Source organism: Neisseria sp. P0021.S006 (assembly GCF_051956895.1).
In genome coordinates this window covers 1-833 of record NZ_JBQCWZ010000584.1, presented here as the reverse complement: position 1 = coordinate 833, position 833 = coordinate 1, and the positions used below count along the sequence as shown (strand labels likewise).

General features: G+C 54.0%; 1 protein-coding gene. It reads left to right on the top strand.

The window, feature by feature from the left end:
• Positions 1-4: 4 nt before the first annotated feature.
• A partial coding sequence (locus tag ACTHUM_RS15840; RefSeq protein ID WP_440403399.1) for a heavy metal translocating P-type ATPase metal-binding domain-containing protein occupies positions 5-833 on the top strand: 829 nt, incomplete at its 3' end.

Here is an 833-nt window from a genome sequence, read left to right as displayed (position 1 = left end):
CATTATGACATCTTCCACACATCCCCAAAAAAACTGTTTCCATTGCGGACTTGAAGTCCCGGAGCATCTGCATCTGACGGTTCGTTTTGAAGACGAAGAACACGAAACCTGCTGCGCCGGCTGCCAAGCGGTGGCGCAGAGTATCATTGATGCCGGTTTGGGCAATTATTACAAACAGCGTACCGCAGACGCGGAAAAATCTGAATTGCCGCCGCCGGAAGTGTTGTCACAATTAAAGCTGTACGATTTGCCCGAAGTGCAGGCGGATTTTGTCGAGGTCGGCGCAGGGGATGAGCGCGAGGCGGTGTTGATGCTGGGCGGCATTACCTGCGCCGCGTGTGTGTGGCTGATTGAACAACAGTTGTTGCGCATGAAGGGCGTGGTGCGCGTGGATTTGAATTATAGTACCCACCGCTGCCGCGTGGTGTGGGACAGCGCCCACATCGAATTGTCGGACATTTTGCTGAAAATCCGCCAAACCGGTTATACCGCCGCGCCTTATGATGCGCAAAAAATCGAAGTGCAGGCGCAGAAGGAGCGTAAGCAGTTTATCGTCAGATTGGCCGTGGCCGGACTGGGTATGATGCAGACGATGATGTTTGCTCTGCCGACTTATTTTTACGGCGGCGACATCGAGCCGCTTTATTTGGAAATCCTGCATTGGGGCGGCTTTTTGATGGTGTTGCCCGTTGTGTTTTACAGCGCGTTGCCATTTTACCGCGGCGCATGGCGCGACTGGAAAAACCGCCGTGTCGGCATGGATACGCCGATTGCCATTGCCATTGTGATGACCTTTATTGCGGGTATTTACAGCCTGGCCACCAACGCAGGGC